Below are 25,225 nucleotides of genomic sequence, written 5' to 3'. Positions count from 1 at the left end.
GGTGCGCGCGCCCCACGGGGCAGACACCTGGGAGCGGCACCACCGCAGGCGCGGTCGAGGACCGGCCCCGCCCCCTGCTCCCGCTCGGAGGACCACCATGACCCTGCCCGGCTCCGGCACCGACGGCGCGGCGCTCCGCTTCCCGCCCGGCTTCCACTGGGGCGCCGCCACCTCCGCCTACCAGATCGAGGGCGCGGCCGCCGAGGACGGCCGCACCCCGTCGATCTGGGACACCTTCTGCCGGACGCCCGGCAAGGTGCACCGCGGCGACACCGGCGACGTGGCCGCCGACCACTACCACCGCTTCCGCGAGGACGTCCGGCTGATGGCCGGCCTCGGCCTCACCGCCTACCGGTTCTCGATCTCCTGGCCCCGGGTCCTGCCCACCGGCCGCGGCCCCGCCTCCCGGCGCGGCCTGGACTTCTACCGCCGCCTCGCCGACGAACTGCTCACCGCCGGGATCACCCCCGTCGCCACCCTCTACCACTGGGACCTCCCCCAGGAGTTGGAGGACGCCGGCGGCTGGCCGGAGCGCCGCACCGCCGAGCGCTTCGCCGCCTACGCGGCCCTGGCGGGCGAGGCGCTCGGCGACCTCGTCACCCGGTGGACCACCCTCAACGAGCCCTGGTGCAGCGCCTTCCTCGGCTACGGCTCGGGCGTGCACGCCCCCGGCCGCACCGACCCGGCGGCCGCCCTGCGCGCCGCCCACCACCTCAACCTCGGCCACGGCCTGGCCGTCTCGGCGCTGCGCTCCGTGCTGCCCGCCGGGGCCGAGGTGTCGGTCTCGCTGAACCTGCACGCGCTGCGCCCGCTCACCCCCTCCCCCGCCGACCGGGACGCCGTGCGCCGGATCGACGCGGTCGGCAACCGGGTGTTCCTCGGCCCGATGCTGGACGGCGGCTACCCCGAGGACCTGCTGGCGGACACCGCACACCTCACCGACTGGTCCTTCGTCCGCCCCGGGGACCCGGCCGCGATCCACCAGCCGATCGACTGGCTGGGCGTCAACTACTACACCCCCAGCGTGGTCTCCGCCACGCCCGAGGGCGCCGCGCCCGCCCGCGAGGACGGCCACGGCGCGGGCGGCGCCTCCCCCTGGCCCGGCGCCGACCGGGTCGGCTTCCACCAGGCCCCGGGCGAGCGCACCGCGATGGACTGGGCCGTCGACCCGTCCGGCCTGTACGAGCTGCTCACCGCCCTCGCCCGCCGCCGTCCGGGCCTGCCGCTCGTGGTCACCGAGAACGGCGCGGCCTGCCCCGACCGGCCCGGCCCGGACGGCACCGTCGACGACCCCGACCGGGCCGCCTTCGTGCACGCGCACCTCGCGGCCCTGCACCGGGCGGTCGCCGACGGCGCCGATGTGCGCGGCTACTTCCTCTGGTCACTGCTGGACAACTTCGAGTGGGCGTACGGCTACACCAAGCGCTTCGGCCTGGTCCACGTCGACTACCGCACCCTCGCCCGCACCCCGAAGTCCAGCGCCCACTGGTACGCCCGGGTCGCCCGCAGCGGCACCCTCCACCCGCCGGGCACCGTGTAGCGGGGCCGGCGTCCTACGGGCCGGCCGGGGCTCGACGGGTGTCCGGGCCGTACAGCAGACTCTGCGGGACGGCTCCCACCGCACCCGGGTCACACCCCAGCACCATCCGTATCCCCCACCGAGTTTCGAACGAGCGCATCGGAGAATCCCCACGGTGACCACGAGTCGACAACTGGAGATATCCCTCACCGCCGGCCGTTCCGGCAGCGGACCCGCCACCTGGGGCCAGCGGGCCATCTGGGGCGTCGTCCACCGCACCGCCCCCGCCGACCGCCCCCGCTTCAACATCGCCACCGCCACCCCGATCGACCCGGGGCTGCCGCTGCCGGCCGTCCTGGACGCCCTCGGCCACCTGCTCCGGCTGCACGACTCCCTGCACACCCGGCTGCTGCCCGAGCCGGACGGCGCCGGCCTGCGCCAGCAGGTCGACCCGGACGGGCGGCTGACGGTGCACGTGCGCGACTGCGCGGCGGACACCGGCCGGGACGGACTCACGGCCGTCGGCGGCGCGTTGCACGAGGAGCTGGCCGGCCGGTCCTTCGACTGCGCCGCCGAGTGGCCGATCCGGGTCGGCCTGGTGGTCGCCGACGGCCTGGTGCGGCACGTCTCGCTGGTGCTCTCCCACACCGCGGTGGACGGCACCGGCATGGGCCTGCTGGTCCGTGACCTCGCCGAACTCGCCCTGGGCGCCGACCCGGAGGCCGTCCGGGCCGCCCGCTCGCCCCGGCAGCCGCTGGAGGAGGCCGCGTTCCAGACCTCGGAGCGCGGCGTGAAGCGCGACGCCAACGCCCGCGCGCACACCCTGCGCAAGCTGCGCGCCGCCCCGGCCCGGCTCTTCCCGGCGACCGGCGCCGACGCCGGTTCCGGTGAACGGTTCCCGAACGCCGTGCTCAGCTCGCCCGCGCTGCTGCGCGCCGTCGAGACGGTCGCCACCGCGCACCGCACCGGCTCCTCCACCGTCCTGCTCGCGGCCGCCGCCGCGATGACGGCCCGGCTGGCCGGCCGCTCCGACGCGGTGCTCCAGGTCGTGGTCAACAACCGCTTCCTGTCCGGACTGGCCGACGCCGTCAGCGTGGTCGCCGGCGACGCCCTGCTCCATCTCCCGGACGCCGACGGCGACTTCGGCGCGGCGGTGGGCCGCACCCACGCCGCGTCGATCGCCGCCTACCGGCACGCCTACTACGACCGGCACCTGCTCGACGCGGAGATCGAGCGGCTGACCGCCGAGCGGGTGCCGCTCGCCGACCGCTCCTGCGTCTTCAACGACACCCGCGACCTGCTGCCGAGCGGCCTGGCCGCCCCCGGCGCGCCCACCGCGGGCGAGGACGGGCGCACCACGCTCGACTGGCCCGTCGACTTCGATCCGCGCCCGGGGCTGACCTACGCCCTGGACGCCCTGCGCACCCCCGCCGCCCTGCAACTCGCCATGACCGCCGACCCGGCGCTGCTCCCCAGGCCGGCGATGGAGCGGTTCCTCCACGGCATCGAGGAGTTGGTGCTCACCGAGGAACGCAGGATCCAGGCCTGACCGCACCCACGCCCGACCGCGCCGGGGCCCGACCGTCCGCTCACGTCCGGACGGCCGGGCCCCGGCACCTCGGCGAAGCTAGTCCCGATGCTCGGTCATCACCTGTGATCGTGAACCGAGTTGGTCTCCTGGATCTTCTTCCAGGACTTCGGCTCCGGCCGCGCACCAGGGGCGGCGATGCCCGGGTCGGCGGCACCCGGCGCGAGGCTCGCCGCGGCCGGGGCGCCCCCGATGCCGAACGAGCCCGCCGCCGGCCTCCCCGGGGTGTACAGCCAGGTGTTGAAGAGCTCGCCCAACGGCTTGCCGGAGACCCGCTCGGCGTACGCCTGGAACTGCTGGATGGTGGCGTTGCCGTACTTGCGCTCGGCCGGCCAGCCCTTGAGGATCGCGAAGAACTTCTCGTCGCCGACGGTGTTGCGCAGCGCCTGGATGGCGATCGCGCCCCGGTCGTAGACGGCGCCGGCGAACTGGTGGTCCGCGCCCGGGTCGCCCGGCCTGATCGACCAGAACGGGTCGTCGGCCGGGTAGTAGTCGTAGAAGAAGTCGGCCAGCTCCTGGGTGGTGCCCTCGTTCTCGTGGTCCGACCAGAGCCACTGCGCGTACCGGGCGAAGCCCTCGTTGAGCCAGATCTCGCTCCAGCGCTGCACCGAGACGCTGTCGCCGTACCACTGGTGGGCCAGCTCGTGCACCACCACGGAGGTGTTGGCGCCGCGGGCGAACTGGGCGGGGCTGTAGAAGATCTGCCCCTGGGTCTCCAGCGCGTAGCCGGTGGGCACATTGGGCACGTAGCCGCCGACCGTGTCGAACGGGTAGGGCCCGAAGACGGTGCTCAGCCAGTCGACCAGCTCGCCGGTGCGCTCGACGCTGGCCTGCGCGGCGCCGGCGTTGACGCCGAGGTCGGGGCTGTAGGCGGTGATGACGGGCAGCCCGCCCGGGGTGGTGTCCTGGCGGAGGTCGAACTTCCCGACCGCCAGGGTGGCCAGGTAGGTGGCCTGCGGCTTGGTCTGCCGGTAGTTGTAGCGGGTCCAGCCCGGGCGCTGACTGGTGGTCAGGGTTCCGTTGCTGACCACCTGGGTGCCGTTCGGCACCAGCACCGAGACGTCGAAGGTGGCCTTGTCGGTGGGGTGGTCGTTGCTCGGGTACCACCAGGCGGAGCCCTCGGGCTCGTTGGCGGCCACGCCGCCGTCGGGGGTGCGGAGCCAGGCGGAGTAGCCGCCGCGCTCGACCTCGCCGGGCTTGTCGGCGTAGCGGACGACGACGGTGATCGGGCTGCCCTTGGCGATCGTCCGGGCCGGGGTGACCTCCAGTTCCTGCTCACCGGTGCCGGCGAACCTGGCGGTGCGCCCGTTGACCAGCACCTCCTTGACCTGGAGCACGAAGTCGAGGTTGAAGCGGGTGAGGTCCTGGGTGGCGGTGGCCAGGATGGTGGTGGTGCCCTCCAGCTCATCGGTGGCGGGCTGGTACTTCAGCCGGATGTCGTAGTGCGAGACGTCGTAGCCGCCGTTGCCGGCGTTCGGGTAGTAGGGGTCGCCGATGCCCGCCGCGCCCGGGCCGGCCTGGGCGGCGGAGGCGGGGACGGAGAGCAGCAGGGCGAGCGCGCCGGCAGCGGCAGAGACGATCAGCCTCTTGCGCACGGGGGTCCTCCACAGGGTCACTGGGACAACGGGTCGGATCGATCCTTGTCCCGACGGCCCCTGCCCTACGCCTGAACTCTGAGATGTTCATAAGAAGATACAGGCGGACATCCCGGCGCAGCCGATCGTTGACGGCATGTCATGAACTTCCGACGGCCCGTCATACACCGTATGGCCCTCCTATGCCGTACGGCCTAGGACCCCAGGGCGACCGGGGCCCGCACCAGCGAGCCGTACTCGGTCCACGAGCCGTCGTAGTTCTTGACGTGCGGGTAGCCGAGCAGCTCGGTCAGCGCGAACCAGGTGTGCGCCGAGCGCTCGCCGATCCGGCAGTAGGCGATCACCTCGCGCTCCGGCTGGACGCCCTCCCCGCCGTACAGCGCCCGCAGCTCCTCCGCCGAGCGGAAGGTGCCGTCCTCGTTGGCCGCCCGTGACCAGGGGATGTTCACCGCGCCGGGGATGTGGCCGGGCACCTGCGCCTGCTCCTGCGGCAGGTGCGGCGGGGCCAGCGCCTCGCCCCGGTACTCGGCGGGCGAGCGCACGTCCACCAGCACCGCGTCCGACCCCGGCTTGGCGAAGACCTCCGCCTTGGCCAGCACCTCGTCCCGCAGCGCCCGCACCTCCGGGTGCTCCGGCCCGGTGAGCCGGAAGGGGCTGTGCTGGTAGTCCATGACCTCCTCGGTCAGCTCGCGCCCCTCCAGCTCCCACTTCTTGCGCCCGCCGTCGAGCAGCCGCACCGGGCCGTAGCCGCGCAGCCGCAGCAGCCAGTAGGCGTAGGCGGCGAACCAGTTGTCGTTGCCGCCGTAGAGCACCACGGTGGTGTCGTCCTCGACCCCGGCGGCGCGCAGCAGGTGCTCGACGCCCGCGCGGTCGGCGTAGTCGCGGCCGACCGGGCTGTGCAGGTCGGTGGTCCAGTCCCAGGCGATCGCGCCGGGCAGGTGACCGCGGGCGTAGGCCTCGGTGTCCTCGTCCACCTCGATGACCCGGAGCGTACCGTCGTCCAGGTGGTGGGCCAGCCACTCCGTGCCGACCAGTGCCTCGGGGTGTGCGTAGCCGTTGCCGGTCATGGCCGCCCTCCCTTCACACGGGGACTCTTCGAACCTACGTCCGCACCCCCCGCCACGGCCACCCGGCCCGCCCGGCCCCCGGAACGCCCGCTACGCCGCCGTGTCGAGGTGGGCCACGTAGTACTGGTTCAGCGGATCGCCCTCGATCCGCCGGACGTCCACCGAGCCGAAGCCCGCCTCGGCCAGCATCCGCCGGGCGGTCTGCTCGCCCCAGACGGTGCCGAGCCCGGCGCCGCCCTCACCGAGCGAGACCGTCATGCAGTAGAAGGTCGAGAAGGTGTACAGCGCCGGGGCGAGCGGGTGGTCGATGTTCTCCTCCAGCCGGCTGCTGGCCGCGATGTCGCCCATCAGGAAGGCCCCGCCGGGCCGCAGCACGGCCGCGACGGCCCGCAGGGTGCGGTCCGGCCGGGCCAGGTCGTGGATCACGTCGAACGCGGTGACCAGGTCGTAGGAGCCGGTGAGGCCGGCCGAGTCGGCGAGCTCGAAGCGGGTGTTGTCCAGGCCGTGCGCGGCGGCCTCCGCCTTGGCCGCGCCGATGCCCTGCTCGGAGATGTCCACGCCGGTGAACCGGCTGGCCGGGAAGGCCTTGGCCAGCACGTTGACGGCGTGGCCCTGCCCGGTGCCGATGTCGACCGCGTCGATGCCCTCCCGCAGCCGCTCGGTGAGCCCCGGCACCAGCGGCACGACGACGTCCACCAGCGCCGCGTCGTACATGGCGGCGGTCTCCTCGCCCTGCAACGCCTGGAAGCGCGGGTAGGCGGAGTAGGGCAGTCCGCCGCCCTTGCGGAACGCCTCGACGATCCGCTCCTCGACCTCGCCCATCAGCGACAGGTACTGCATCATCCCGGCCAGGTTGTCCGGCCCGGCGTCCCTGGTCAGTGACGCCGCGTGCTCGGGCGGCAGCCGGTAGGTGCGCCCCTGCGGCTCGTACTCGACGAACCCGCCGACCACCATGGCGCCCAGCCACTCGCGGACGTAGCGCTCGTCCAGCCCGGCGGCCCGGGCGACCTCCTCGCTGGTCGAAGGTACGAGGCCGGCCATGGTGTCGAAGAGGCCGGTCCGGTGGCCGACACTGGCCATCAATCCCAGGCAGGCGTCATTGAGCACCTGCAGCACACGACCCGCGAACTCCTCCTGCTCCGCCGGGTCCGTTTCCCGTTCGGACATCGTTCCTCCTGCGCCGTCTCGGGATCTGCGCGAACCCTCCCCTGGTCACGCTACGCCGCCGATGGACGATCCCCCACCCCGGTCACGGCGCGGGCCAGGGCACCTCGCGCCGCTTCTCGTAGCGGTACCCCGCGGCCTCCCAGCGGGCGCCCTCCTCGGCGAGGCGGCTCTTGAACCGGTCCCAGGAGTGGCTCTCCTTGGACGACCAGCCCAGTTCGGCGAGCGCGGGCAGCCGGGGCAACAGCATGACGTCGAGCTCCTCCGGGGTGTCCAGCGTCTCGGTCCACAGCGGCGCCTCGACGCCGAGCACCGAGCCGGCAGGCAGCGGCAACAGGGTGTCCGGGTCCCAGGAATAGGCGGTCCAGACGTCGATGGTGCCGGCCCAGACCAGCCCGAGCGGGTAGCCGGCCTCGTACTTCATGTCCAGGTAGCTGCGGCCGGAGGGGGACATGATCACCTTGGCGCCGCGCTCGGCGGCCTCCTTCAGCTCCTCGTCCCGCCCGCCCCGGCCGTCCCAGAACTGCAGCACCCCGACCCCGCCCGGCGCGGTCTGGTTCCAGCCGACCGGCGTCTTCCCGGCGGCGGTCACCTGGTCGTTCACCCGCCGCACGAACTGCGCGTACTCGGCCGGGGACATCTTCTTCACCTCGTCGCCGCCGAGGTGCAGGTACGGCCCGGGGGTGAGCCGGGCGACCTCGGTGACCACCTCCTGGGTGAAGGCGAAGACCTCGTCGCCGGTCGGGCAGAGCGTGGAGAAGCCGACCTCGATCCCGGTGTACGGCCAGGGGCGGGCGCTCCTGGTGCAGTCCAGCCCGGGGTACGAGGCGAGGATCGCGTTGCTGTGGCCGGGCAGGTCGACCTCGGGGACGACGGTCAGGTACCGCTCCTGCGCGTAGCGGACGATCTCCTGGTAGTCGGCGGCGGTGTAGAACCCGCCCGGGGTGCCGTCGACCTCGCTGACCGCGCCGACCTCGGTCAGCGCCGGCCGGGACGGGATCTCGATCCGCCAGCCCTGGTCGTCGCTCAGGTGCAGATGGAGGTGGTTGAGCTTGTAGAGGGCGAGCCGGTCGATGAACCCCTTGACCTCGGCCGGGGTGAAGAAGTGCCGGGCGACGTCCAGCATCGCGCCCCGGTAGCCGTAGCGCGGGCGGTCCTCGACGGTCACCGGCGCGACCGTCCACTCCGGGCCGCCGGTGACCGGGCGCGGGCTCTCGATCTGCGGGGGCAGCAGCTGACGGAGGGTCTGGGTGCCCCGGAAGAGGCCCTCGGGGGCGCGGGCGGTGATCCGCACGCCGGTGGCGTCGGCGGTGAGCCGGTAACCCTCGGTCCCGGTCGCCTCGGGCAGCCCGGGGTCGAGCAGCAGGCTGATGCCCTCGGTGCCCGCCGCGCCCGCGTCGGCCGCCACCGGGAGCGGCAGCCCGGTGGGGCGGCGCAGCGCCTCGGCGAGCTGCTCGGCGATCCGCCGCACCTCCCCGGCCTGCCGTTCGACGGCCTCGGTCCCGGGGACGGTCCGCACGGCGGTGCGCTCGGTGAGCCGGTAGCCGGGGCCGGAGCCGGCGGCGACGGAGAGCGGCACCGGGACGATCCGGTCGGCGGTGCGCGGGCCGGCGGGAACGGCGACGGGCCCGTCCGCGCCGCCGCCCGGGCCGGCGTCCTCGCCGCCCGTCGCCCGCTGCACCCCGAAGCCGACGGCGGCGAGCAGCAGGACGACGGCGAGGACCAGCACTCTGCGGGTCCGGGCGGAGAGCCCGGCGGTTCGAATCGGCACGGCCGCTCCCGGTGTCATCATGCGTCCCACCGGCCGGAGTTCACGGCCGGTTCACCGGAATGGTCTCAACCAATCGCGGACTTGTCCCGTGCTTCGTACGAATTCGCTTCGCAGGACGGCGCCTGGGCGCCGGGGCGGATCGACCGCCGGAACGGACCGGCCGCGCCGGGGCGGATCGACCGCGCCGGGGCGGGGCGGCTCAGGAGAAGACCACCGAGCGGACCAGCAGCCGGTTGCCGGCCCGCCCGCCCGGCCGCAGCGTGAAGGAGGTGTCGCCCGCGCAGCCGGGGTCGAGGAAGACGGTGGCGGTCGAGCCGGTCCGGTTCGACGGCGCGAACGCCGGCTCCTCGGCGGTGGCCTCCGGCAGGTCGATGCAGGCGCGGCTCTCCGGGTCGATCAGCGCGCCCGTGTAATCGGCGCCGTACCTGTAGCGGAATTCGCCGGTGGCGGCGTTGGCGGAGACCGGGACGGCGAGGACGAGCACGATCGCACTGGTGGCGGCGAGCACAGCGTTGCGCAGACGCATGACGGGTGGCCCTTTCAGGCGGTACACGGCGGTACCTGGGGAATTGGTGCGAGATCACCCTAGAGGCCCAAAAAACGGGGAAACGATTCTGCTGCGCCATCCTTTCGGGTGGTTTAAGCGCGTTTCCCGCGACTTCTCCGTTCGACCATTTGCTCACCCCGCCGGGGCGGTGAAGTGGTAGCCCTCGTCGATCAGCACCGGCAGATAGGTCTTCAGCGCCGCCACCGTCTGCGAGCGGTCCCCGCCGCCGTCGTGGTTGAGCACGATCGCCCCGGGGCGGACGTCCTTGAGGATCCGGTCGGTGATCACACCGGTCCCGGGGCGGGCCCAGTCCCGGGGGTCGACCGACCAGGCCATCGGCCGCATGCCCAGTTCGGCGCTCACCCGCAGGGCCGTCGAGGACCAGTCGCCGCCCGGCGCCCGGAACCAGGTCGGCACCTTGCCGGTGGTCCGGTGCAGCAGGTCGGAGGTGCGCTCCAGTTCGTCGCGGACCTTGCCCTCGGAGAGGCCGCGCAGGTCGGGGTGGGTCCAGGTGTGGTTGGCGATGTGGTGGCCGCGGGCGGCGATCTCGCGGACCAGGCCGGCGTGCTCGACGGCGTTCTCGCCGATCAGGAAGAAGGTGGCCCGGATGCCGTACTGCTCCAGCAGCGCCAGCACGGTCGGGGTGTGCCGGGGGTCGGGACCGTCGTCGATGGTGAGCGCGACCACCCGTCGGGCGGCGTCCAGCTCGTAGACCGGCCGGCTCTCGCCGTCCGTCAGCGCCCGCCCGGGCGTCGGCGCGGCCGAGGCGGGGGCGGAGGCAGGGGCCGAAACGGGTGCCGAGGCGGCGGTGGACGACGGGGCGGCGGACGGCGCCGCGTCCGCGGCCGGCGCGGCCGGCGGGGCGGCGGACGGACTCGGGGCCGCGGAGGGAGCAGGCGCGGCGGACGGGCTCGGGGTGGCGGACGGGGCGTCCGGCACGGCATCCGGCCCAGGGGAATCCGCCGCCCGAGCGGCCCGCACCACCTCCTCGGCCCGGCCGCAGCCGGCCAGCCCGAGCAGCGACATCCCCGCCGCGACCAGCAGCAATCTTCGTGAAGTAATCTGACGATCAGACAGCATGGCGGATGTCTCCCCCGTTCATCGGCCCGCCTCCCAGCGGCAACCCCGACGGGCTTGATCACCACCCCAACGGCCCATGTCACGACCGGTTCGCGCACCCCCTGACCGGATTCCCGCCGGGCCCGCTACTCTGACCTCTCCCAGTGTGATGATCTGTCTTCAGAGGACGTGGCCATGACGTCAAGTCAGGATTTCGCCGACCGCTCCGACAACGACGACGCCGAGCTGAGCCAGTGGGAGAAGTACGGGGTGGACACCAGCACCCCGCACTCCGCCCGCGTCTACGACTACTGGCTGGGCGGTAAGACCAATTTCCCGCCGGACCGCGCGATGGGCCAGGCCATCGAGCAGGCCGTGCCCACCATGAAGGCGCAGGCCAAGGAGAACCGCGGCTTCCAGAAGCGCGCCGTGCGCCACCTCGCCGAGCGCTACGGCATCCGCCAGTTCCTCGACCTCGGCACCGGCATCCCCACCTCGCCGAACACCCACGAGATCGCCGAGTCGGTCAGCCCCAACACCCGGGTGGTCTACGTGGACAACGACCCGATCGTGCTGGCCCACGCCCGTGCGCTGATGGTCTCCACCCCGGCCAGCCGCACCACCTACATCCACGCCGACCTGGGCAAGCCCGCCGAGCTGCTGGCCGACCCGGCCCTCACCTCGACGCTGGAGCTCTCCCAGCCGGTCGGCCTGCTGATGATCGCCGTGCTGATGCTGATCGCCGACGAGGACGACCCGTGGGGCAAGGTCGCCGCGCTGCGCGACGCGCTGCCCTCCGGCAGCTACCTCGCGCTCACCCACCCCACCCAGGACTTCAACGAGGCCGCCGTCTCCCAGGTGACCGCCTCCGCCCGCGCCGCCGGGATGACCCTGGTGCCGCGCAGCAAGGAGGAGGTCACCCGGTTCTTCGACGGCTGGGAGCTGATCGAGCCCGGCGTCGCCCCCGTGATGGCCTGGCACCCGGACGGCGAGCAGCCCGAGGACCCGTACGCGGCCTACTACTGGGGCGGCGTCGCCCGCAAGCTCTGAGTCACCACACCCGCTCCCCGGCCGCACCGGCCCCGCCACCCCCACCGGGCGGGGCCGGCCCGCAGCCGCGAGCGGGCGAACCCGCGGGCCTCACTTCAGCAGCCGGGAGAGCCTCCGGTCCGCGAGCGGCTTGCCGCCGGTCTGGCAGGTCGGGCAGTACTGCAGCGAGGAGTCCGCGAAGGACACCTCCCGCACGGTGTCCCCGCAGACCGGGCAGGGCTGCCCGGTCCGGCCGTGCACCCGCAGGCCCAGCTTCTTCTCCGCCTTCAGCTCCCCCGCCGCCAGCCCGCGCGAGCGCTCCACCGCCTCGCGCAGCGTCGTGCCGAGCGCCTCGAACAGCCGGGCCGTCTCCTCGTCCGACAGCTCGGCCGCCAGCTTGTACGGGGACATCCGCGCCGCGTGCAGCACCTCGTCCGAGTAGGCGTTGCCGACGCCGGCGAGCACGCTCTGGTCCCGCAGCACCCCCTTGATCCGACGCCGCTCACCGCTCAGCAGCGCCCGGAAGCGCGCCAGGTCGAAGCCGGGGTCCAGCGGGTCCGGGCCGAGCCGGGCCACCCCGGAGACGTCCGTCGCCGCCCGCACCACGTACACCGCGAGCCCCTTCTTGGTGCCCGCCTCGGTGAGGTCGAAGCCGTCGGCGTCCGGGCCCTCCAGCCGTACCCGCAGCGCCAGCGGGTTGCGCCCGCCCGGCCGCGGCGGCAGCGCGGGCAGGCCCTCCTTCCAGCGCAGCCAGCCGGCCCGGGCCAGGTGGACCACCAGGTGCAGCCCGCCGGCCTCGATGTCGAGGAACTTGCCGTGCCGCACCACCGGGCCGACCGTCCGGCCCGCCAGCGCCGTCACCGGCGGGTCGTAGGTCTTCAGGGCGCTGATCGCCACCGGCTGGACCTCGGCGATCACCCGCCCGGTCAGCCGTCCGGAGAGATAGGCGGTCAGGGCCTCGACCTCGGGCAGTTCCGGCATGCGACCAGTCTCGCTCAGCCGCCCCCGACCCGCCCGCCGCCTTTGCCGTCCACCGGCCCGCGGCGCAGGCTGGAGGGGTGGACCGCGCGCCAGCCGAGGAGGTCCGGCCCCGCCATGAGCACGCTCGAGGAACAGATCGACATCGAAGCACCGGTGCTGGCCGCCTGGGAGCAGCTGCACCGGGTCCACGACTACCCGCGGTTCGTCGACGGCGTCCGCAACGCCCAGCCGCACGGCCGCAACCTCGCCCACCTCGAAGTGGAGATCGCCGGCACCGAGCGGGACGTCGAGACCGAGATCACCGACCGGGGGCGCGGCCGGGTGATGACCTGGCGCACCCTGGACGGCCTGCCGCTGCAGGGCGCCTTCGCGCTGCGCCCGCTCGACCGCGCGCACACCCGGGTGCAGATCCGCGTCGAGTACGACCCGCGGGCAGTGCACGAGGTGTTCGGCGGACCGGGCGGCTTCGCACTGGCCGGGGCCATCGAACGCGCCGTGCGGACCGACCTGGCGCTGTTCCGGGAACTGGTCGAGGCCCGGGTGGCGGCCGCCGCCGTCCCGCCCGCGCCGGTCGCGCAGACCCCCGGGATCGTGGACGTAAACGGCATATAAGCGCAGCTCAGAGGCGGTGGTGAGGATCTTCACAGCTGTCCGCCCGGTCCGTCGTCCAGCCCTCCGGCTGTGGCACACTCGGGTCCCATGAGCACGGCCCCGCTCCCCAGGACGCTGCGCGCGGCGATCTTCGCCGCGCTGCTCGTGCTGCTCGCGGGGCTCGGCCAGGTCCTGGTCACCGGCCGTCCGCTGCCGCTCGGCACGCTGGCCCTGGCCGGCGCCGCCGTCTTCGCGGTGGCCTTCGCCCTGGCCGGCCGCGAGCGCGGCTACCGGGCCGTCGCGGCGGTGTTCCTGCCGCTGGAACTCGGCCTGAGCGCCCTGTTCGACCTCGCCCAGTCCACCTGCCCCTCGCTGCCGCCCGGCACCGGGCGCGGCCTCGAACCGCTGCTCTGCGGCGGCGGCTCGCTCGGCGGCTTCCTGCTCGGCCACGGCCTCTCCCGGCCGGCCGGGCTGGTGGCGCTGCTGCTCCTGCACGGCGCGCTGGCCCTGGCCGCCGCCGCCTGGCTGCGCGGCGCCGACGCCGCGCTGCGCTCGCTGGCCCGCACGGTGCGGATCCTCGGCGACTTCGCCCAGCGCTTCCCCGGCGCGGCCGCCCGCCGGCTGCTGCTGCTCGTCGCCCCGCTGCCGGCCCGCCCGGTGGCCCGGGTGCCGTTCCCGCGCGCCAGCCGGGTCCGGGTACCCGCCGAGTCCGTCCTGCTGCGCCCCGCCGTCCGGCGCGGACCGCCGGTGCTCGCGCACGCCCGCTGAGCAGACCTCCGCGAGGTCCCCGGCCGGCCGTGCCGCTTCCGCGCCCGCACGCCGTTCCACGAGCACCAGGACGACTTTCCGATGAGCACCTCCCCCAAGAAGACCCCGAAGACCGCGAAGACCACCGCGAAGACCACCGCGAACGCCGACCGCAAGGCCGCCCGCCGGGCCGCCACCGAGCGGATGCGCGAGGAGCGCGAGCGCGCCGACCGTTCCGCGCGGGTCCGCCGCCGCGTCGTGGTCGGCGCCGCCTCCGCCGCCGTGCTCGCCCTGGTGGCGGGCGTGGCCTTCGCCGTCGGCGGCTCCTCCGGCTCCGACGACGCCGCGGCCTCCGGCCCGGTGGTGGTGCCGGCCAACGCGACCGGCGCGGACGGCACCGTGATCACCTACGGCAAGGCCGACGCCCCGCACACCCTGGAGGTCTACGAGGACTTCCGCTGCCCCTACTGCGAGCAGCTGGAGACCACCACCGGCCCGACCATCCAGCAGCTCGCCGACGCCGGCAGCTACAAGATCGAGTACCACCTGGCGACCTTCCTCGACCAGGGCCTCGGCGGAAAGGGCTCGCGCACCGCGCTGGCCGCCGCCGGCGCGGCGCTGAACGAGGGCGTCGACAAGTTCAAGCAGTTCCACGACGTGCTCTACGCCAACCAGCCGGACGAGCGCGACGACGCCTTCGCCGACGTCAACCACCTGCTCGACCTGGCCGGCCAGGTGCCGGGCCTGAAGACCGACGGCTTCGTCAAGGCGGTCCAGGACGGCACCTACGTGCCGTGGGCCAACCAGGTGAACAAGGCCTTCGACAAGAGCGGCGTCACCGGCACCCCGACGGTCCGCCTGGACGGGCAGAAGCTCGACGTCTTCGCCGGCGGCGCGCCCGCCTCGCCGGAGAAGTTCACCGCGATGGTCAAGCAGGTGACCGGATGACCGCCGCCGCCGAGCGCCGCACCTACGGCGCGAGCCGCCCGTTCGCCCTGCTGCTGGTGATCGGCGGCGCGCTGGGACTGTTCGCCTCGGCCGTCCTCACGCTGGACAAGATCCGGCTGCTCAAGGACCCGTCGTACGTCCCCAACTGCAATATCAATCCGATCATCAGCTGCGGCTCGATCATGCGCAGCGACCAGGCCGAGGCCTTCGGCTTCCCGAACTCGCTGCTCGGCCTCGCCGGGTTCGCGGTGGTGGTCGCGATCGGCGCCGGGCTGCTGGCGGGCGCCGCGTACCGGCGCTGGTTCTGGCTGGGCCTGCAGGCCGGCACGGTGTTCGGGATCGGCTTCGTGACCTGGCTGATGTACCAGGCGCTGTACCGGATCGGCGCGCTCTGCCCATACTGCATGGTGGTCTGGGCGGCGATGATCCCGCTGTTCTGGTACACCACGCTGCACAATCTGCGCTCCGGGATCATCCCGGTGCCGCGGGGCCTGCGCCCGGTGGTGCGGGAGGCGGCGCGCTACCACTGGGTGGTCCCGGCGCTCTGGTACGCCGTGATCGTGCTGCTGGTCCTCAAGCGGTTCTGGTACTACTGGTCCACGCTGATCTGATCCCCGTCCGCCTCCGGACCGCGCAGGTCCGGAGGCGGACGCCCCCGCGATCCCGGGCGAGGCCGCGATGTCGAAGATCGTTCTTTTCATGTCCGTCTCGCTGGACGGCTACTTCGAAGGACCGGACCGGGACATCTCCTGGCACCGCGTCGACGACGAGGTGCACCGCTACCTCAACGGGGAGCTGGGCAGGATGGGCGGCTTCGTCTCCGGCCGGGTCACCCACGAGCTGATGGCCGACTTCTGGCCCACCGCCGCCGACGACCCGGACGCCCCCGCCACGATCGTCGAGTTCGCCCGGATCTGGCGGGAGACGCCGAAGACGGTCTTCTCCCGCACCCTGCGCCGGGCCGGCTGGAACACCACCGTGCTCCCCGAGGCCACCCCGGAGGCGGTCGCCGCGCTCAAGGCCGCCACGCCCGGGGACCTCGCCCTCGGCGGCGCCGGCCTGGCCGCGTCCCTGCGCGCCCACGGCCTGGTCGACGAGTACCACCTGCTCGTCAACCCGGTCCTGCTCGGGCGCGGCCGTCCGCTGTTCACGGACGGCCTGCCCGAGGACCTCGAACTGCTGACCACCCGCGCCTTCGGCAACGGCGTGGTCCTGCTGCGCTACGCCCGGACGGCGACGCGCGGCGCGAACTCGTAGGCGGCGACCTCGGCCAGCAGGGCGGCGCGGCGCTCCTCCGTCAGGAACGCGGCCTGGAAGGAGTTGGCGGCCAGCAGCCGCAGGGTCTCGTCGTCCAGGCCGAGCGCCTCGGCGAGGGCGTCGAAGTTGTCCCCCGCGTAGCCACCGAAGTAGGCCGGGTCGTCGGAGTTGACGGTGGCCAGCAGGCCGGCGTCCAGGATGGCCGGCAGCGGGTGGTCGGCGAGGGTGTCGACGCAGCGCAGCCGGACGTTGGAGAGCGGGCAGAGGGTGAGCGGGATCCGCTCCCGGACCAGCCGCTCGACCAGCGCCGGGTCCTCCAGGCAGCGCAGCCCGTGGTCGATCCGCTCGACGCCGAGCACGTCCAGCGCCTCGGTGATGTACGCGGCCGGGCCCTCCTCGCCCGCGTGGGCGACCCGGTGCAGGCCGGCCTCGGCGGCGCGCCGGTAGACCTCGCGGAACTTGGCCGGCGGGTTCCCGACCTCGGCGGAGTCCAGGCCGACACCGGTGATCCGCCCGCCGAACCACGGGCGGGCGGCCTCGAAGGTCTCCAGCGCGGACTCGGCGGACTCGTCGCGCAGGAAGCACATGATCAGCCGGGTGCTGATGCCGTGCCGCTCCTCGCTGCGGTCCAGCGCCCGCCCGAGACCGTCCACGACGACGGCCAGCGGCACGCCACGCGCGGTGTGCGCCTGCGGGTCGAAGAAGATCTCCGCGTGCCGCACGCCCTGCGCCGCCGCCCGGGCCAGGTAGGCCTCGGCCAGCTCGGCGAAGTCCTCCTCGGTCCGCAGCACGGCCATCAGCGCGTAGTACAGGTCGAGAAAGGACTGCAGGTCGGTGAAGGCGTAGGCGCGCCGCAGGTCCTCGGTGTCCGCGTACGGCAGGGTGACGCCGTTGCGGGCGGCGAGCGCGAAGGCGAGCTCGGGCTCCAGGGTGCCTTCGATGTGCAGGTGCAGTTCGGCCTTGGGGAGGGGCATCGGTGCCTGTCCGGGGATCGCGGTGCGGATACGAAGTGGTCATCCTACGATTCCGCCGGCCCCGACCACGCATCGGGCAGGTCGCGCACCCGCCGCAGCGGCGAGGCGACGAGCAGGCCGGCGGCGGCCACCAGCAGCGAGACCATGATCCACATCGTCGGCCGCAGACCGAGCACCTCCCCCAGCAGGCCGCCGGTCACCGCGCCGAGCGGGATGGTGGCCTGGTTGGCGGCCAGCGAGGTGGCCACCACCCGGCTGAGCAGCGGGGACGGCACATAGCGCTGCCGGAAGCTGCCGAGCACCACGTTGGCGAGCACCACCCCGCCCACCATCACCGCCAGCCCGGCCGAGTACTGCAGCACGCCCGCCCCGGGCCGGGCGCTCGGCAGCAGCAGGCCGAAGGGGGTGATGCCGAGCAGCGCGAGCAGCACGCCGCGCGCCGTGCCGAAGCGCCGGGTGACCGGCCGGGCCAGCATCGCGCCGGCCACACCGCCGAGGGCGCCGGCCGCGGCCGGCCAGCCGACGGCCGAGGGGGCCATGCCGAGCTCCTCGATCAGGAAGAGCACCGCCACCGCCTGGTAGGCGGCCAGCGCGAAATTGGCGACGGCCCCGTAGCGCAGCAGCGCGCCCAGGTACGGGTCGCGGCGGACGAAGGCCAGCCCCTCGCGGATCCGGCAGCCGAGCGGCGCCGGGTCCGGCTCCGCGGCCACCGCCCGCCGGTCGCGGATCAGCAGCAGCGCGCCCGCGGCGGCCAGGAAGCTCACCGCGTCGACCAGCAGCGCCGCGGCCGCGCCGAAGGCCTGCACCGTCAGCCCCGCCACCCCGGGCCCGGCGACCTGGGCGGCCGAGGCGCCGCCCTGGAGCTTGGCGTTGCCCTCGGTGAGCCGCTCCGGCGGCAGCAGGTCCGGCAGGTAGGCCTGGTGGGCGGCGCCGAGGAAGACCGCCGAGGTGCCCGCGAGCAGGGCGACCAGCAGCAGCTGGGCGAAGGTCAGCACGCCGGACCACGCGGCCGCCGGCACCGAGGCGTACACGACCGCCGAGACGAGGTTGCCCCGGACGAGCACGGTGCGCCGGCTCCACCGCCCGATCCAGACCCCCGCCGGCAGGCCGACCAGCACCCAGGGCAGCCAGACGGCGGCGCTCAGCAGGCCGGCGGCGAGCGGCCCGGCGTCCAGCGTGACCACCGCGACCAGCGGCAGGGCGACGGCGGTGACGGCCGAGCCGAGCCGGCTGACCGTCTCGCCCGTCCAGAGCAGCCGGAAGTCGCGGTGGGCGAAGAGGCCGGCGGCTAACCCGGGCGTGTCCCGCAGCTCGGTGTCCGTCACGGCCGGGCCGGGACGCTGTGGGCGAAGGCGAACACGGACTCCCGCTCCCGCCCGTCCTCGGGCACCGGGCGGGCGGCCCAGCGGGCCAGCAGCTCGACCAGCTCGCCGGCCAGCTCGCGGGCCTCCTCCGGGGTGAGCCGCAGCCAGGTCTCGGTGGCCACGGCGCAGCCCTCCCGCCAGGGCGCGGGGTAATCGTGACGGGCGGCGGACCAGCCGCGCACCAGGGCGGCCTGGCGCTCCAGCTGGAGCGAGCCGGCGGCGTCGGCGACGGCCTCGGCGGCCGGGTCGGCGGCGAAGTCGGCGCGCCGCCAGCGCGGGGTGCCGGCGGTCGGGCGCCACCAGCGTTCGCGGCGGTCGCGGGCCAGCTCGGGCGCCTCCTCGACCAGGTCGGCGCCGGCCAGCACCTTGAGGTGGTGGCTGATGCTGCCGACGGCCTGGCCGGTGCGCCCGGCGAGCAGGCCGACGGTGGCGGGGCCGTCCACCGCGAGGAGGTCCAGCAGCCGGCGGCGGACGGGGTGGGTGAGGGCGGCCAGGACGCGGGCGTCGGCGATCTGCCGCACGCCGTCCGCGACGGGCTCGGTGCGTTCGGTCATCTCACGAGGATATCCACAAGAACTCTTGTGCAACAGCCCCTGTACGAGACCTCTTGTGCGTCCGGCACCCGTCGCACGGGTGTACGGAAGGGGCTCGCCGGGCAACGGGTACTCGGGGGGTTTCCGGGGGGATTCCGGTTTCCGCCGAGGAGGGAGTGGCCATGCGGCACCCCGAAGCCCCGCACACCAGGCCCGAGGGCATCTCCCCGCACGCCCTGGACAACGACACCCTGGTGCACGAGCTGGAGCAGCTGCACCGGACCAGGCACGAGACCTTCCTGTACGGCTCCGAGGAGGCCCTGAAGCGGCACACCCTGCGGACCGGGCAGCTGGAGGCGGAGTACCTGCACCGCTTCCCCAACCGCCTGGTCATCGCCGGCCGGACCAGGGCCGGCGCACGCGCCCGCGAGGCCTCGGCCCGGGCCGAGGCGCTGCCCGATTAGTCCCCCCTCGGCCCCCGCCGCCGCCCGGCGGGACACGCCGGGCGGTGGTGGCGTGCCCCGGCGCGGGCGGTGGGCGAGGGTGGAAGGACCGACATCCGTACTCCGCGCACCCCCTGGGAGGGCCCCGATGCCCATCGCAAGCGTGAACCCCGCGACCGGCGAGACCCTGGAGACCTTCGAACCGCTGGACGCGGCCGGCCTCGAACAGCGGCTGGCCCGCGCCGAGGCGGCCTTCCGGACCTACCGCACCACGTCCTACGCCCAGCGCGCCGGCCTGCTCCGCCGCGCCGCCGACCTCCTCGACCAGGAGCGCGAGACGGTCGCCCGGACGATGACCGAGGAGATGGGCAAGCCGCTCGCCGCCGCCCGCGCCGAGGCCGCCAAGTGCGCCAAGGCGATGCGCTGGTACGCCGAGAACGCCGAGGCGCTGCTCGCCGACGAGCACCCCGAGCCGGCCGATGTCGCCGACTCCGGGGCGGCCCGCGCGTATGTGCGGTACCGGCCGCTGGGCGTGATCCTGGCGGTGATGCCCTGGAACTTCCCGTTCTGGCAGGTGGTGCGGTTCGCGGCGCCGGCGCTGATGGCCGGCAACGTCGGTCTGCTCAAGCACGCGTCCAATGTGCCGCGCACCGCGGTGGCGCTGGAGGAGCTGTTCCAGCGGGCCGGCTTCCCGGAGGGCTGCTTCCAGACCCTGCTGATCGGCTCGGGCGCGGTCGAGGGGGTGATCCGCGACCCCCGGGTGGCCGCCGTGACGCTCACCGGCAGCGAGCCGGCCGGGCGGGCGGTCGCGGCCACGGCGGCCGACGTGGTGAAGAAGGCGGTCCTGGAACTGGGTGGCAGCGACCCGTTCGTCGTCCTGCCGAGCGCCGACCTGGACGCCGCCGTCGCCACCGCCGTCACGGCCCGGGCGCAGAACAACGGGCAGTCCTGCATCGCGGCCAAGCGGTTCATCGTGCACACCGACGTCTACGACCGCTTCACCGCGGCGTTCGCCGAGGCGATGCGGGGGCTGCGGATCGGCGACCCGATGGACGAGGCCACCCAGGTCGGCCCGCTGGCCAGCCGGCAGGGGCGGGACGACCTGGCCGAACTGGTGGACGACGCGCGCGAGCGCGGGGCCCGGGTGGAGTGCGGCGGCCGGCGGCCGCAGGGGCTGGACGGCGGGTGGTTCTACGAGCCGACCGTGCTGAGCGGCATCACGCCGCAGATGCGGATCCACCACGAGGAGACCTTCGGCCCGGTGGCGACCGTCTACCGGGCGGCCGACCTGGACGAGGCGGTCGCGCTGGCCAACGACACCCCGTTCGGCCTCAGCTCGAACGTCTGGACGGAGGACCCGGCGGAGCAGGACCGCTTCGTGCGGGACATCCAGGCGGGCGGGGTGTTCTTCAACGGGATGACGGCCTCGCACCCGGCGCTGCCGTTCGGCGGCGTCAAGCGCTCCGGCTTCGGCCGCGAACTGTCCGGGCACGGCATCCGGGAGTTCTGCAACATCACCACGGTGTGGGTCGCCTAGGGCCGCACGGGATTCCCCCGGGTTCGTACGGGACGGGTTCGCCCGGGACACGTTAGCCCGGGACGCCTTGAACGCGTCGAACGCGCCCCTCGCGCCCCCGGCCGGGGCCGAGCGCCCCGGCCGGATCCGGCCAAGTTTCCGGACAGTTGATTAATCCGCTTTGTCCGCTTACCGCGATGCCGACACGCCCGCCGGAAAGCGCCGCCCTTCACAGCGCCCGGACACGCCCTCCACAGAAATCCCTTCGTTGACAAACCGGAGTGAATTCTTCGGCTCATATGCATAAAAGCTGAGCTGCTTCATTTCACATGGCCGAACGCCGATATATCCCGTACGAAAGAAGCCCGCCGGAGTCGCATTTCCGGATACGTTCGGTGGCGATCCGACCGAAGCGTCGGTCACCACGGGAAGGAAACGCGATGAAGTCCCTCAAGCGCGCCGCTGCCCTCGTCTCCTCGGCGGCCGTGCTGGCCGGCGGCATGACCGTCCTGGCCGCCGGCCCGGCGAGCGCCGCCAGCGAGATCACCCTCCAGAACGTCGCCACCAGCCGCTACCTCGACAGCAACGGCAACGGCAACGTCTACACCCTCCCCGGCAACGGCGGCTCGTACCAGCGTTGGTACGCCAACGACCTGGGCGGCTCCACCTTCACCCTGCAGAACAAGGCCACCGGCTTCTGCCTCGACTCCAACGGCAACGGGAACGTCTACACCCTGAGCTGCAACGGCGGCAGCTACCAGAAGTGGGTCAAGCGGCGCGCCAGCTACGGCTACACCTACCAGAACGTGGCCACCGGCCTCTACCTGGACAGCAACGGCAACGGCGACGTCTACACGCTGGGCGGCAACGGCGGCTCGTACCAGCAGTGGCGCTGACCCTCCGTCAGTCCGTGGGATGACTGTTCGTCAACCCTGAACCGCCCTTTCGTCATTCAGGGTTTGCCCTCCCCGGCGCCTCAATCGCCGGGGAGGGCTTCCCCATGCTACGGTGCCCGCCCGGGGCCCTCGCACCCGGTGGCGTTCGCCCACGGCCGAACCGGCCCGCCGCCCCGGACCGCCGAGCAGAATCGGCCGCACGACCACTCGCACCCGGAACGACGGGGATGTTCAGTGACAATTAGTACACTCACATCAGCACTCCAGCGCAGGTCGGAGGGTGACGAATCGTCAACCGCGTTATCCCCTGCCGACCGGCGGGTGCGGTTCATCCCCTGGGCGGTCGCGCTCACGCTGTTCCTGGTCTACGCGTTCTTCACCGTCCGCCGCCATGAACTCCTGCTCACCAGCGGGTATGACCTCGGAATCTTCGAACAGGGCGTGCGCGGCTACGCCGACGGCCGCGGGCCGATCGTCGAACTCAAGGGCCCCGGCTTCAACCTGCTGGGCGACCACTTCTCGCCCGCCCTCGCCGCCCTCGCGCCGCTGTACTGGATCTGGCCCTCGGCGAAGACGCTGCTGCTGGCCCAGTCCGCGCTGGTGGCCGTCGCCGCCGTACCGATCTGCCGCTGGGCGCTGCGCGCCGCGGGACCGGCCACCGCGCTGGTCGCCGGCTTCGGCTACGGACTCTCCTGGGGACTCGCCTCGGCACTCGGCTTCGACTTCCACGAGATCACCTTCGCGGTCCCGCTGATCGCCTTCTCGGTCACCGCGCTCGGCGAGCGGCGCTGGCTCGCCGCCGCCCTCTGGGCCGCGCCGCTGGTGCTGGTCAAGGAGGACCTCGGCATCACCGTGGCCGCCGTCGGCGGCTACCTCCTGTGGCGCGGCGACCGCCGGATCGGCGCGGCCACCGTGGTGTTCGGCATCGGTGCCTCGCTGCTCGAACTCCTGGTGCTGCTCCCGGCGATGAGCCCCGGGGGCAGCTTCGCGTACTGGGACAACCTGAGCGGCGGCTCGGGCGGGCGGAACCTGCTCACCCTGCCGCTCGACCTGGTCACCCCCGGCGAGAAGGTCACCACCGTCCTGCTGCTGCTCGCGCCCACCGCGCTGCTGGCCGCCCGCTCGCCGCTGATGCTCGTCGCGCTGCCCACCCTCGGCTGGCGGCTGCTCTCCAACAACCCGGCCTACTGGGGCACCAACTACCACTACAGCGCGGTGCTGATGCCGATCGTCTTCGCCGCCTTCGTGGACGTGCTGGTGAAGGCCCGCGAGCGGGACGGCGTCCTGCCCCGGTGGATCGCCCGGGCCGCGCTGCCGGTCAGCGCGGTGGTCACCCTGGCGCTGCTGCCGGGCTTCGCGTTCAGCCAGCTGTTCACCCTCGACCTGTGGCGCACCCCGGCCCGGGTCGAGGCCGCCCGGTCGGTGCTGGCCGCCGTCCCGGACGACGCCCGGATCGCCGCCTCCAACCGGCTGGTGCCGCAGCTGACCAACCGCTGCGAGGTCATCGTGTTCGGCTGGCCGCAGAAGTGGTCCACCGCCGAGTGGATCGTGGTCGACGAGGACCAGCCGATGGGCTGGCCGATGTCGCCCGACCGGGAGCGGCGGGAGGTCGCCACCGTCAAGCAGAGCGGCTACCACGTGATCCGCAGCGACCACGGCATCACCCTGCTGCGGCGCACGCCCGGCGCCGAGGCCGTGCCGGCGGCCGACCCGCCCCCGCCCGGCACGCCCGGGGCCGGCTGACCCGTCGCCCCGGCCGCCGGGCGCGCACCGCCCGGCCCGGGCCGCCCGCCCCGAACCAGCCCCCGTCTCCGACCACTTCAGGGATCCCGTGCCAGTCGAAACCGGGCTCAGCCCGTCCACCCGTGCGAACCGTCCGCTGCTGCCGCGCGTCACCCGCCCGTCCACGCCCGGCGGCGCGGGCCCGCTCGCCGGACGCCGGACCGCCGTCCTGACCCTGCTCTGCTTCGCGGTGACCGCGGCCTGCGGGCTGCAGCAGTGGTCGGCGGTCCTGCTCGGCGGGTTCGACCTCGGCATCTTCCATCAGGGTGTGGCCGGATACGCGCACGGGGGCCTGCCGATCTCCCCGGTCAAGAGCTACCACCACGAGTTCCCGCCCGGCTTCTCGCTGCTGGGCGACCACTTCTCGCCGATCCTGGCCGCGCTCGCCCCGCTGTACTGGATCTGGGAGGACCCGCGCACGCTGATCCTCGGCCAGGCGCTGCTGCTCGCCGCCGGTGTCCCGCTGATCCGCCGGATCGCGGTCCACTGCTTCACCCGGCCGGCCGGCAGCGGCACCGACGGCAGCGCCGACGGCGACGACACCGACACCGACGACACCGCCGAGGCCGCGCACCCCCGGACCGTCGGCCGGATCGCCGACCTGGCCGGCCTGGTCTACGGCCTCGGCTGGCCGCTGCTGGCCGCCGGCCGCGGCGGCTTCCACGAGGTCGCCTTCGCCGTCCCGCTCACCCTGCTGATGCTCGAACGCGGCCTCGCCCGCCGCTACGGCACCGCCGCCCTCGCCGCCGCCCTGCTCTGCGCCACCAAGGAGGACCTCGGCCTGCTGGTCGGCGTCTACGGCCTCGTCCTGCTCTGGCGCAACCGCCCGCGCGGCGACCGGCGGGGCGAGCGCGCCGGGGACCGGCGCGCCCTCGCCTGGGGCGCCGGCCTGCTCGTCGGCGGCCCGCTGGCCTCGGCGCTCGCCATCGTCCGGCTGATCCCCGCGATGGGCGGCCGGCCGGACTACTACTGGGTCTACGGCCCGATCGGCCCGGACGCCGGGAGCGCGTTCGCCAACCTGGTCGGCGACCCGCTGCTGCTCCTCCGGGTCGCCACCGACGCCACCGTCAAGCCGCTGCTGCTGCTCTGGCTCTTCGGCACCCTGCTGCTGCTCCCGCTGCGCTCCGCGACCACGCTCTGCCTGCTGCCGCTGCTGGCCGAACGGGTGCTCTCCGACAACCCCAACCACTGGTCGATCGCCCACCACTACGACGCCCTCCTCTGGCCGGTGCTGCTCACCGCCGTCCTGGAGGTGCTCGGCCGGCTGTACGCCCGGGGCGGGACGCACCGGCGCGCCGCATACGGCCTGGGCACGGTGGTGGTGGCGGGCTCGCTGGTGTGCAGCCTGCTGCTGGGCGGCATCAGCGTGCTGACACCGGCCTTCTGGCGCCCCTCGGCGAGCAACGCCGCCCTGGTCCGCGGGGCCGAGCGGATCCCGGACGGCGCGCTGGTCGAGGCCGACAACCAGGTGGTGCCCCGGCTGGTCGGCCGCACCGACGTCGTCCTGGTGGACGCCACACCGCGCGGGCGCGACTACGTGCTGATCCGCTCCGACACCCGGACCTTCCCGTTCCAGCGCGCGGCGGAGCAGGCCGAGCGGATCGAGCTGCTGCTCGCCCACGGTTACCGGCAGATCTGGGCCGAGGACGGGGTGGTGCTGCTGCACCGCGAGAGCGACGAGCCGGTGCCCGGCGCCCGGGTCCCCGACGACGACAGCACACCGGTGAAGGAGATCGTCCCCTCGGACGTCGGCCACAACCTGTTCCGGGGCTGAGGACGCCGTGGTGTCCCCGGCCCGCGCGCGGGCCGGGGCTCCGTCCTCCCCCCTCAAGGGACGCCCATGACCATCCAGGC

The 25,225-nt window shown here is 73.9% G+C and carries 23 protein-coding genes; 13 read left to right on the top strand and 10 right to left on the bottom strand.

Features of this window, described 5'->3' with window-relative positions:
• Positions 1-97 precede the first annotated feature (97 nt).
• Together ABTX81_RS23470 and ABTX81_RS23465 are read left to right on the top strand one after the other, a co-directional pair.
• Positions 98-1,540: a GH1 family beta-glucosidase gene (locus tag ABTX81_RS23470; RefSeq protein ID WP_350548828.1), complete on the top strand. Its 1,443-nt coding sequence runs from the start codon at positions 98-100 to the stop codon at positions 1,538-1,540.
• A gap of 154 nt (positions 1,541-1,694) precedes the next feature.
• Positions 1,695-3,068, top strand: a complete 1,374-nt coding sequence (locus ABTX81_RS23465) for a condensation domain-containing protein (protein WP_350548826.1) — start codon at positions 1,695-1,697, stop codon at positions 3,066-3,068.
• 98 nt (positions 3,069-3,166) lie between these two features.
• Here the strand turns inward: ABTX81_RS23465 and ABTX81_RS23460 are convergent, their stop codons facing one another.
• The 6 genes from ABTX81_RS23460 to ABTX81_RS23435 all read right to left on the bottom strand — a co-directional run bounded on the left by ABTX81_RS23460 (position 3,167) and on the right by ABTX81_RS23435 (position 10,331).
• On the bottom strand, positions 3,167-4,702 hold the full coding sequence (locus tag ABTX81_RS23460) for a M1 family metallopeptidase (protein ID WP_350548824.1): 1,536 nt from the start codon (positions 4,700-4,702) through the stop codon (positions 3,167-3,169).
• A gap of 194 nt (positions 4,703-4,896) precedes the next feature.
• Positions 4,897-5,769 (bottom strand): sulfurtransferase, encoded by an 873-nt coding sequence (locus ABTX81_RS23455; protein ID WP_350548822.1) that lies wholly within the window; start codon positions 5,767-5,769, stop codon positions 4,897-4,899.
• A gap of 90 nt (positions 5,770-5,859) precedes the next feature.
• Positions 5,860-6,936: a class I SAM-dependent methyltransferase gene (locus ABTX81_RS23450; protein ID WP_350548820.1), complete on the bottom strand. Its 1,077-nt coding sequence runs from the start codon at positions 6,934-6,936 to the stop codon at positions 5,860-5,862.
• An 82-nt stretch (positions 6,937-7,018) separates the two neighbouring features.
• Positions 7,019-8,704, bottom strand: a complete 1,686-nt coding sequence (locus ABTX81_RS23445) for a beta-N-acetylhexosaminidase (RefSeq protein WP_350548818.1) — start codon at positions 8,702-8,704, stop codon at positions 7,019-7,021.
• 199 nt (positions 8,705-8,903) lie between these two features.
• Complete coding sequence (locus ABTX81_RS23440) at positions 8,904-9,230, bottom strand: hypothetical protein (RefSeq protein WP_350548816.1); 327 nt, start codon at positions 9,228-9,230, stop codon at positions 8,904-8,906.
• Between the two features lie 153 nt (positions 9,231-9,383).
• Positions 9,384-10,331 (bottom strand): polysaccharide deacetylase family protein, encoded by a 948-nt coding sequence (locus ABTX81_RS23435; protein ID WP_350548814.1) that lies wholly within the window; start codon positions 10,329-10,331, stop codon positions 9,384-9,386.
• A gap of 174 nt (positions 10,332-10,505) precedes the next feature.
• Here ABTX81_RS23435 and ABTX81_RS23430 point away from each other — a divergent pair, with 174 nt between their 5' ends.
• Positions 10,506-11,360 (top strand): SAM-dependent methyltransferase, encoded by an 855-nt coding sequence (locus ABTX81_RS23430; protein WP_350548812.1) that lies wholly within the window; start codon positions 10,506-10,508, stop codon positions 11,358-11,360.
• Positions 11,361-11,450: 90 nt separating this feature from the next.
• Here the strand turns inward: ABTX81_RS23430 and ABTX81_RS23425 are convergent, their stop codons facing one another.
• The gene (locus ABTX81_RS23425) at positions 11,451-12,320 is read right to left on the bottom strand and encodes an Fpg/Nei family DNA glycosylase (RefSeq protein ID WP_350548810.1); all 870 of its coding nucleotides are present in this window, start codon (positions 12,318-12,320) and stop codon (positions 11,451-11,453) included.
• A gap of 114 nt (positions 12,321-12,434) precedes the next feature.
• Between ABTX81_RS23425 and ABTX81_RS23420 the strand changes: the two genes are divergently transcribed.
• From ABTX81_RS23420 to ABTX81_RS23400, 5 genes are all read left to right on the top strand, one after another.
• On the top strand, positions 12,435-12,932 hold the full coding sequence (locus ABTX81_RS23420) for an SRPBCC family protein (RefSeq protein ID WP_350548808.1): 498 nt from the start codon (positions 12,435-12,437) through the stop codon (positions 12,930-12,932).
• Between the two features lie 87 nt (positions 12,933-13,019).
• Entirely contained in the window at positions 13,020-13,679 is a 660-nt protein-coding gene (locus ABTX81_RS23415) for a hypothetical protein (RefSeq protein WP_350548806.1), read from the top strand.
• Between the two features lie 81 nt (positions 13,680-13,760).
• Positions 13,761-14,606, top strand: a complete 846-nt coding sequence (locus tag ABTX81_RS23410) for a DsbA family protein (protein WP_350548804.1) — start codon at positions 13,761-13,763, stop codon at positions 14,604-14,606.
• On the top strand, positions 14,603-15,217 hold the full coding sequence (locus ABTX81_RS23405) for a vitamin K epoxide reductase family protein (RefSeq protein ID WP_350548802.1): 615 nt from the start codon (positions 14,603-14,605) through the stop codon (positions 15,215-15,217). Before ABTX81_RS23410 ends, ABTX81_RS23405 begins: the two co-directional genes overlap by 4 nt.
• 67 nt (positions 15,218-15,284) lie before the next feature.
• Positions 15,285-15,863: a dihydrofolate reductase family protein gene (locus ABTX81_RS23400; RefSeq protein ID WP_350548800.1), complete on the top strand. Its 579-nt coding sequence runs from the start codon at positions 15,285-15,287 to the stop codon at positions 15,861-15,863.
• On the opposite strand, the gene ABTX81_RS23395 is transcribed toward ABTX81_RS23400, so the two are convergent.
• Genes ABTX81_RS23395 through ABTX81_RS23385 form a run of 3 tightly spaced genes read right to left on the bottom strand, consistent with a single transcriptional unit; the run spans position 15,827 to position 18,755 of the window.
• Positions 15,827-16,837, bottom strand: coding sequence for an adenosine deaminase (locus ABTX81_RS23395; RefSeq protein WP_350548798.1), 1,011 nt, complete (start codon positions 16,835-16,837; stop codon positions 15,827-15,829). The genes ABTX81_RS23400 and ABTX81_RS23395 overlap by 37 nt on opposite strands.
• A 44-nt stretch (positions 16,838-16,881) precedes the next feature.
• On the bottom strand, positions 16,882-18,162 hold the full coding sequence (locus ABTX81_RS23390) for an MFS transporter (protein WP_350548796.1): 1,281 nt from the start codon (positions 18,160-18,162) through the stop codon (positions 16,882-16,884).
• Positions 18,159-18,755 (bottom strand): ArsR/SmtB family transcription factor, encoded by a 597-nt coding sequence (locus tag ABTX81_RS23385; protein ID WP_350548794.1) that lies wholly within the window; start codon positions 18,753-18,755, stop codon positions 18,159-18,161. Before ABTX81_RS23385 ends, ABTX81_RS23390 begins: the two co-directional genes overlap by 4 nt.
• A gap of 161 nt (positions 18,756-18,916) precedes the next feature.
• On the opposite strand from ABTX81_RS23385, the gene ABTX81_RS23380 reads away from it, so the two are divergent.
• The 5 genes from ABTX81_RS23380 (at position 18,917) to ABTX81_RS23360 (ending at position 25,145) form a co-directional block, all read left to right on the top strand.
• Positions 18,917-19,198 (top strand): DUF6158 family protein, encoded by a 282-nt coding sequence (locus ABTX81_RS23380; RefSeq protein WP_350548792.1) that lies wholly within the window; start codon positions 18,917-18,919, stop codon positions 19,196-19,198.
• A gap of 127 nt (positions 19,199-19,325) precedes the next feature.
• Positions 19,326-20,714, top strand: a complete 1,389-nt coding sequence (locus ABTX81_RS23375) for an NADP-dependent succinic semialdehyde dehydrogenase (protein ID WP_350548790.1) — start codon at positions 19,326-19,328, stop codon at positions 20,712-20,714.
• A 419-nt stretch (positions 20,715-21,133) separates the two neighbouring features.
• Positions 21,134-21,589 (top strand): RICIN domain-containing protein, encoded by a 456-nt coding sequence (locus ABTX81_RS23370; protein WP_350548788.1) that lies wholly within the window; start codon positions 21,134-21,136, stop codon positions 21,587-21,589.
• Positions 21,590-21,910: 321 nt separating this feature from the next.
• Positions 21,911-23,332, top strand: a complete 1,422-nt coding sequence (locus ABTX81_RS23365; RefSeq protein ID WP_350548786.1) for a DUF2079 domain-containing protein — start codon at positions 21,911-21,913, stop codon at positions 23,330-23,332.
• A gap of 88 nt (positions 23,333-23,420) precedes the next feature.
• On the top strand, positions 23,421-25,145 hold the full coding sequence (locus ABTX81_RS23360) for a DUF2079 domain-containing protein (protein ID WP_350548784.1): 1,725 nt from the start codon (positions 23,421-23,423) through the stop codon (positions 25,143-25,145).
• Positions 25,146-25,225 lie beyond the last annotated feature (80 nt).

It is taken from the genome of Kitasatospora sp. NPDC097605, from assembly GCF_040302725.1.
Taxonomy (GTDB): Bacteria; Actinomycetota; Actinomycetes; order Streptomycetales; family Streptomycetaceae; genus Kitasatospora.
This window is presented reverse-complemented; position numbering and strand designations above follow the sequence as displayed.